Source organism: Streptomyces sp., from assembly GCF_050698815.1.
Lineage (GTDB): Bacteria > Actinomycetota > Actinomycetes > Streptomycetales > Streptomycetaceae > Streptomyces.
Window position 1 is genome coordinate 1 of the sequence record NZ_JBOHCV010000104.1, and the last position, 7360, is coordinate 7360.

Annotated in this window: 7 protein-coding genes and 1 pseudogene; 4 read left to right on the forward strand and 4 right to left on the reverse strand. The window is 67.1% G+C overall.

Annotation, left to right across the window (positions count from 1 at the left end; genetic code table 11):
- Positions 1 to 241 precede the first annotated feature (241 nt).
- Positions 242 to 1684, reverse strand: coding sequence for a rifampin monooxygenase (rox, locus tag ACRDP3_RS04035; RefSeq protein WP_431515412.1), 1443 nt, complete (start codon positions 1682 to 1684; stop codon positions 242 to 244).
- A gap of 302 nt (positions 1685 to 1986) precedes the next feature.
- Positions 1987 to 2397 (reverse strand): cupredoxin domain-containing protein, encoded by a 411-nt coding sequence (locus ACRDP3_RS04040; protein ID WP_431515413.1) that lies wholly within the window; start codon positions 2395 to 2397, stop codon positions 1987 to 1989.
- 264 nt (positions 2398 to 2661) lie between these two features.
- Between ACRDP3_RS04040 and ACRDP3_RS04045 the strand changes: the two genes are divergently transcribed.
- The 3 genes from ACRDP3_RS04045 to efeU all read left to right on the forward strand — a co-directional run bounded on the left by ACRDP3_RS04045 (position 2662) and on the right by efeU (position 4829).
- The gene (locus ACRDP3_RS04045) at positions 2662 to 3270 is read left to right on the forward strand and encodes an iron transporter (protein ID WP_431515414.1); all 609 of its coding nucleotides are present in this window, start codon (positions 2662 to 2664) and stop codon (positions 3268 to 3270) included.
- Positions 3271 to 3273: 3 nt separating this feature from the next.
- Entirely contained in the window at positions 3274 to 3894 is a 621-nt protein-coding gene (locus tag ACRDP3_RS04050) for a hypothetical protein (protein WP_431515415.1), read from the forward strand.
- An 80-nt stretch (positions 3895 to 3974) separates the two neighbouring features.
- Positions 3975 to 4829 carry an iron uptake transporter permease EfeU gene (gene efeU / locus ACRDP3_RS04055; RefSeq protein ID WP_431515416.1) on the forward strand — a complete coding sequence of 285 codons (855 nt, stop codon included), beginning with the start codon at positions 3975 to 3977 and terminating at the stop codon, positions 4827 to 4829.
- Between the two features lie 118 nt (positions 4830 to 4947).
- Here efeU and ACRDP3_RS04060 read toward each other — a convergent pair whose 3' ends face one another.
- A complete protein-coding gene (locus tag ACRDP3_RS04060; RefSeq protein WP_431515418.1) occupies positions 4948 to 5478 on the reverse strand; it encodes a GNAT family N-acetyltransferase in 531 nt (176 codons plus the stop codon).
- 185 nt (positions 5479 to 5663) lie between these two features.
- On the opposite strand from ACRDP3_RS04060, the pseudogene ACRDP3_RS04065 reads away from it, so the two are divergent.
- A pseudogene (locus ACRDP3_RS04065) lies at positions 5664 to 6044 on the forward strand (VOC family protein); the annotation flags it as partial.
- A 143-nt stretch (positions 6045 to 6187) separates the two neighbouring features.
- Here the strand turns inward: ACRDP3_RS04065 and ACRDP3_RS04070 are convergent.
- A complete protein-coding gene (locus tag ACRDP3_RS04070) occupies positions 6188 to 6784 on the reverse strand; it encodes a dihydrofolate reductase family protein (RefSeq protein WP_431515417.1) in 597 nt (198 codons plus the stop codon).
- Between the last annotated feature and the right edge of the window lie 576 nt (positions 6785 to 7360).

Consider the following 7360-nt stretch of genomic DNA (forward strand, 5'->3'; position numbering starts at 1 on the left):
GTTCAAGCAACTTAACTCCATCAAGGATTTTCCAACTAAGGCTGTCAAGGACAACCAGATCTTCCACACCCGCACTGTACGACGCGCTCACACTCAAAACTCATCCACATTGCCCGTTCACGTCGTCTTGATTTCGCACCGCACACCGTCGACGCCGACCGCTGCGATGAATACTCCATCGTTGCCACGACGTCGCGCATCCAGTCACAACGGCTCACCCCTTCGAGCCACGACTGCGCGCTCAACTGACGGCAGCGCCGAACCACTTGGGCAGTCGGCCGAGCAGGTCCTGCTGATCTCCACCGGCCCACGCCACGTGGCCGTCCGGCCGCAACAGCACTGCGGGCACGTCCAGTTCCTCGCTGACGTCGATGACGTGGTCGACCCGATCCGCCCAGCCCTTCACCGAGAGCCGGCCGGTCTGGTCGAGCAGCAGTCCGCGGCCGTCGTGCATCAGCTCGTAGAGGCGCCCCCGTTTCAGCGCGACGTCCCGCATCCGCCGGCCGAGCAGTTCATGCCCCTCGCCGAAGTCGTAGCGGACCCTCATCGCGGTGATCTTCTCGATCAGGTACCGGTTGACGTCCTCGAAGTCCATCAGTTCCGACAGCAGCCGGCGCACTGAACGGGGACCCGGATCGGGGGACAGCAGCTCCATCTGTGCCCGGGTGTTGTCCAGCACGTCGGCGGCCACCGGGTGCCGTTCGGTGTGATAGCTGTCCAGCAGCCCCTCCGGCGCCCAGCCGCCGACCTCTGCGGCCAGTTTCCAGCCGAGGTTGAACGCGTCCTGGACGCCGAGGTTGAGGCCCTGCCCGCCGACCGGCGGGTGGATGTGCGCCGCGTCGCCGGCCAGCAGCACCCGGCCGGCCCGGTAGCGCTCGGCCTGCCGGGTGGCGTCGCCGAAGCGGGACAGCCAACGCGGTGAGTGCACGCCGAAGTCGGTGCCGGCGACCACCCGGAGCTGTTGCTTGAACTCCTCGAGAGCCGGCCGGGCCGAGCGGTCCTCGGCCACACCCTCGGCGGGCACGACGACGCGGTACACCCCGTCCTCCCCGAAAGGCCCGACGCCGAACCGCTTCTGGGTCTCGCGGACTTCGGCCACCACAGCGGCCACCGTCTCCGGCGGAACGGCCACCTCCATCTCGCCCAGCAGCGTGTCGACCCTGGAGGGCTCACCGGGGAAGCCGACGCCGAGCAGCTTGCGCACCGTGCTGCGGCCGCCGTCGCAGCCGACGAGGTAGCGGGCGCGCAGCTGTGTGCTTCCCCTGGCGCCATTGGCCAGCTCGACGGTGACCCCGTCCTCGTCCTGGCTCAGCCCGACCACTTCGCAGCCGCGCCGGACCTCAGCGCCGAGCTCGGTGGCTCGCTCGGCCAGCAGGCGGTCGGTGATGGTCTGCGGGATGCCGAGGACATACCCATGTGCGGTGTCCAGCCGGTCGGGCGACGGCTTGGTGATGGCGGCGAAGAAGCCGCCGACCGGATACTTCTTGCCCTGCGCGAGGAACCGCTCCAGCAGGCCTCGCTGGTCCATCACCTCGATGCTGCGCACGTGCAGACCGAGCGCGCGGACATGCGTGGTCGGCTCCGCCGACTTCTCCAGCACGACCACATGCACGCCGTGCAGCCGCAATTCGCAGGCCAGCATCAATCCGGTCGGTCCGCCGCCGGCAATGATGACGTCAACCATGAAGCCCCCCATTCACGAGAATGATCCCTGGGCCGGCCGCCCGGAACGGTCCGGCGGCGCACACACCTCGCGGATCTGTCGTTTCCGCAGGTCCTGGCCTCGGTCGACGATTCTGCGGCACGACCCGGGTCTTGCCGCAAGCCCCCCGGTGCGCTATATGTTGAGAGTGGCAAGGAGAGCACTCTCCTTGCCCTTTGTCGTTCGCTGTCGCGAGTGGTGGTTGTTGATGGGGGTGTTCTCCGCCGACTGCGGAGAACCCCCCCATTGCATACGCTGGGCGCCGGCGGAGCGGGTCAGCCGTGCTACTTCTTTTTCGTCACAGTGAAGTCGCCCCGGATGCCGTTGCCGACCATGCCCGGCTTGCAGGCCGTGGTGTACGAGCCGGCCTTGCTGACCTTCACGGTCATCGTGCGGGACGTGCCGGGGCCGATGCCCTCGACCTCGCTGACCACCTTGTCGTCCGGGCTGTAGACGTAGAACTCAGTGATCTTGCTGCCCTCGTTGGTGACCTTGAAGCTGATGGATCCGGCAGGTGCCGACGTCCGGGAGAGCTTGCAGGCGTCATCGGTGGCCTGGACGGTGATGGCTCCCGACTTCGCGTCGCCACCGGTACCGCCGCTCTTCTCGGCGCAGGCGGTCAGAAGGGCAACGGGGCAGACGGCAAGCAGGGCCATGGCGGCGGGCCGGGTCTGGCGAGTCGGCCGAGAGGTCATGACGGTCTCCTGGGGCGTAGAGAGTGACGGAAGCGGGCGCAGTGTAGGCGGGGAGGCCGACTGGGTTGTCCAAATACCGACCCTCCCGCTGACGTTCGATGTCCTCAGTAGTTCGTTGACGGCACGTCAACTTACCTATGGCCACGGGGAACCCGACACCTGTGCACGATATGAGGCGAGTGTCCACATCGCGGGATAGGTTGACTGGCACATGGCGAGACCTTAGGTTTGGCTAACCTTACTCCCGATCGAAGGTTTTCAGCCATGCCGAGGTCCACACGTTCGCTCGCTCTCGCCGTCCCGCTCGCTCTCGCCCTGACTGCCTGCGGCGCCGGCGATGCCGACAAGGCGGAGAACACGCCCGCCAAGGGCCAGGCGAAGGAGACCGCACCGGCCGGTGTGGCGCACCAGCACACCGTGCTGGAGGCGGAAATGGCGGCGAACGGCGGCGAGACCAAGGTGGGTGAGTACCGCGTCGGCTACATCGTCGAGGCGGCCGAGCCGTGGTTCCGCGGCGAGCACGGCAAGCACGGCAAGATGGTCAACCGCGAGCCGGCCAAGGGCGAGACCCACCACATCGAGATCATCCCGATGGAGGCCAAGACCGGCCGCATCGTCCCGGAAGTGCCGATCCGTCTTGAGGTCCTCGACAGCAAGGGCAAGGTCGTGCAGGCCCAGGACCTGAACTTCTACCACGCCGAGTTCTTCCACTACGCCAACAACTTCTCCATCCCCAAGGCCGGCAAGTACACCCTGCGGGCCACGCTGCAGCGCCCGACGTTCCTGCGGCACGGCGCCAGCGGTGAGAAGCCCGCGCTGAGCGAGAAGACCACCGCCACCTTCCGCAACGTGGAACTCAAGTCGGGGAACTGACCGGTGGCCCCGACCTCCGGCAGCCAAGTGGCTGCTCCGGTTCCCCGCACCGCCGGGGAACCGGAGTGGACCGCGCCTGCCGACGGCGGTGGATCCGGTGACCCTCCGCCCACACCGGTCTGGGCGCTCGCCGCCCTGGGAGTCCTGAGCTCCGCCGTCCTGGTGACCGTCTGCTGGGTGGCCGACCACGTTCATCCCGACCCGCCCGTGCAGATCGCGGCCCGCTTCCTGCATCTCGTGTCGCTCATCGTCGGACTGGGCTCCGTACTCGCCGTCGACTGGATCGCCGTGCTGTGGATGCTCGGACGACGCCGACTGTCCGACGTCCTGCGCACCGCCTGCGCCCTCCAGATCCCGATCTGGCTCGGACTGGCAGGGCTGGTCGTCACCGGCCTGTTCCTTCGTCCGGACCTGGCATCGCCACTGACCCTGCTCAAGCTGGGACTTGTCCTGGTCATCACCCTCAACGGCCTTTACGCCCATTGGCTCGGGCAGCGCCTCGACGGGTGCCGGGACGGTCGGGTGCCGCGCACCCTGCGCGTCCGGACCAGTGTGGCCGCCTCCGTCAGCCAGCTCGGCTGGTGGGGCGCCAGCCTGATCGGCTTCCTCAACAGCCAGTCCTGACCGGCCGTCAACGGCACGTCAGGACCTCCTGGCTCGACGACACCAGACGACACCTGACGACCGCGTCCAAAGGAGACCGTGTGTTCGCCAACTACCTGATCGGCCTGCGCGAGGGACTAGAGGCGTGTCTCGTCGTCTGCATCCTCGTCGCCTACCTGGTCAAGACCGACAACCGGAGCAAGCTGCCGCCGATCTGGCTTGGTATCGGCATCGCGGTGGCGCTGAGCCTGAGTGTGGGCGCGGTGCTGCAATTCGGCTCCTCCCAGCTGACGTTCGAGGCCCAGGAGACACTCGGCGGCGTCCTGTCCATCCTCGCCGTGGGTCTGGTGACCACGATGGTCTTCTGGATGCGACGTACCGCCCGCCACCTGAAGGCCCAGCTGCACGGGAAGCTGGACGAGGCCCTTGCCATCGGCACCGGCGCGTTGGTCGCCACTGCCTTTCTCGCCGTGGGTCGCGAGGGCCTGGAGACCGCTCTCTTCGTCTGGTCCGCGGCGCAGGCATCGGACGACGGAGTCCGCCCGCTGGTCGGCGCCGTCCTTGGACTGGTCACGGCCGTCGTGCTCGGCTGGTTGTTCTACCGCGGCGCCCTCCGGATCAACCTCGCGAAGTTCTTCACCTGGACCGGTGCCATGCTGGTGGTGATCGCGGCCGGCGTCCTCGCGTACGGCGTCCACGACCTGCAGGAAGCGAGCATCCTGCCCGGCCTGGACAACCGCCTGTTCGACATCAGCGCGACGATCCCGCCGGACAGCTGGTACGGCGCCCTGCTGAAGGGCATCTTCAATTTCCAGCCGAACCCGAGCGTGCTCCAGGCAGTGTTCTGGGTGCTGTACCTGGTACCGGTTCTCTCGCTCTTCCTGCGCCCGACCCGCCCGGCGACCGCCACACCGGCAACGGCGTCGGCTGCTGCCAGGACCAGCCATGGCGCTTGAGCAGCCGCCGTGTCCACCACGCTAACCGGTACGGGTCAGGGCTCGTTCAGCGGTGGGGGCCCGAGGTACCGGCAGTGCGACCAGGGGCGGCGCCACCGGGCGGTATGGACCGCGGCAGTCAGCCGACCCGCATGGCCAAAACCTGTCCCGGCCATGCCTCGTACAGGAAGCGATCGGTGGGAGTGAAACCGTTGCGCTCGTAGAAGGCGACCAGTTCGCCCCCGCCGCCCGCCCAGCAGTCGACCCGCAGCAGTTGCACGCCGGCCCGCCGGGTCTCCTCTGCGGCATGGGCCAGCAGCGTCGCCCCGATGCCCAGACCGGCGTGCCGTCGGTCGGAGACCAGCAGCCGGACGTACCGCTCGGGTTCCTCGGCCGGCGCGATCGGCATCTGAGGGCTGGGCCCCGAGCCCAACACCAGGGCTCCGACAGGTGATCCGTCCAACTCCGCGATGTGCGGGGCGTTCTCGGTGACGTACCGCTCGACCCGTGCCACCCCGCCGGGCTTCTGCGAAAACGGTGTCGTGCCCCACTGCTCGGTGTTGCCGCGATCGTTCATCCAGACCACCGCGGAGTCGAGCATGTCCAGCACGGCTGGTGCGTCGGCCAGGTTGCCCGGTCTGATCCGTATGCCATAGGTGGTGTCGTTCACGGCGGCAAGCTTAGACAGCGTCGGGCGGATCAGCGGGCAATGCCGCAGCTCCTCGTACTTCGCGCTGGTCATCTCCACGCGACCCGACCCTAGGGCCTGTTGTGCTGGTCTCATGACAGTCGACGTTGAACGGGCGGGTGGAGTCTGGATGACGTACTGCGCGGTCCTCAGGCATGCTGGCCTGCATGGTTTCGGTAGTACAGAACGTGGCGATTGACTGTTCGGATGCCTATGAGCTGGCTCGGTTTTGGAGTGAGGTGACCGGTTGTCCGCTACATCCGTCGGACAGAAGGGGTGATCCGGAGATCGACGTGATGCTTCCGGAGGGCCCGCTGCTGCACTTCAACCAGGTGCCAGAACCAAAGACAGTCAAGAACCGGATCCACTTGTGCCTGCGCCCGACGACGTCGCGCGAGGAGGAGATCGAGCGGCTGTTGAATCTCGGAGCCACCCTGGTCGCTGATCGCCGGAAGCCCGACGGGGCGGGCTGGGCCGTCCTTGCCGATCCTGAAGGCAATGAATTCTGTGTCCTGCGTAGCGAGTCCGATCGGGCTGCGATGTCTTCCTCAGGCTCGGGCGCTCAGGACGAGGACCCCATGGCAGCTGTTCACAGCCACTCGTTGAGTACTGCGACCGGCACGGTCGCCTCGTAGCGGACGGCAAGAGGAAGGGCGGCCCTTCGCTGCGGGCCACCACCTTCGTCCCCGGGCTACCCCTCGGCGATCGGCCGGTAGGTGCATACATGCACGCCCGCGTCGCTGATGACGGTCGAGGCCAGCTTGAGCGTGCGCAGCTCACCGTCGTCGGGGTAGATCTTCTTGCCGCCGCCCAGCAGCACCGGCATGATCATGAGCCGGAGTTCGTCGGCCAGGTCCTCGTGCAGGAGAGTACGCGCGAGCGTGGGGCTCCCCATGACCAGCAGGTCGCCACCGTCGATGCCGCGCAGCTCTTGGATTCGGGCGACGGCCTCGCCGCCGGGGATGCGCGCGGTGTTGTCCCACGTAAGCTCTTCGTCGCCCAGCGTGTCGGACACGACGTACTTCGGGATGGTGTTCATCCGGTCGGCGAACGGGTCACCGGCCCGTTCGGGCCACGCCCCGGCCATCGTCCGCCACGTGCGGCGACCGAACAGCAGCGCCTCGGCCTTGGCCAAAGCGTCATCGAAGGCGCCGCCCACCACCTCCGGATCGAAGAACGGGTGCGTCCAGCCGCCGTGGGCAAAGCCGCCGTCGGTGTCCTCGTCGGGTCCGCCCGGTGCCTGCACAACGCCGTCCAGGCTCATGAACTCACTGATCACGATGCGCACGGGACTCGCTCCTCTTCCTCACTTGAGAGTACGGCGATGGAGACCGTCGCGCCGCTCCAGAATCATCGCTCCCTCCGCTGCTTTCGGCTTGCGCAGACGGCTTCCCGGACGCCGCATGGGGCGCCTTCGTGCATGAGGTGAAACGGGGGCGGGCGACAGGTTGATCTCGGTCGACAACCCACCCACCAGGAGCTTCACCTCTTCCTCAACGCCGCCCCGCACCAACAGACTTGCCGCTCAACCAGGTGGGAAAGCCTCACTATCTCCACTTAGGGGCGATTGTAGGGTTTACGTGAATCTCTCATGGTAATCTTCTGAAGGGACGGTAGGCCCAGTTCGGGGTGGTGCGTACGCACTTGGAGCTCGCCCGCCGTCGCTCCGTTGCACGAGAAGTGGGGGGTGTAGGGCGCCGATCGCCATCGGCCGGCTCGTGGCAACCTTCAGGACACCCGGGGGGACCTTGAAGTTTCGTCATCTCGCTGTCGCCATCGCTGCGACAGCGTCGGCACAGTGCGAGCGAAGTCGCTCTGAAGTCCACGAACCCGGAAGAGTTCGTACCCCCTTCCCAGCCTTGCC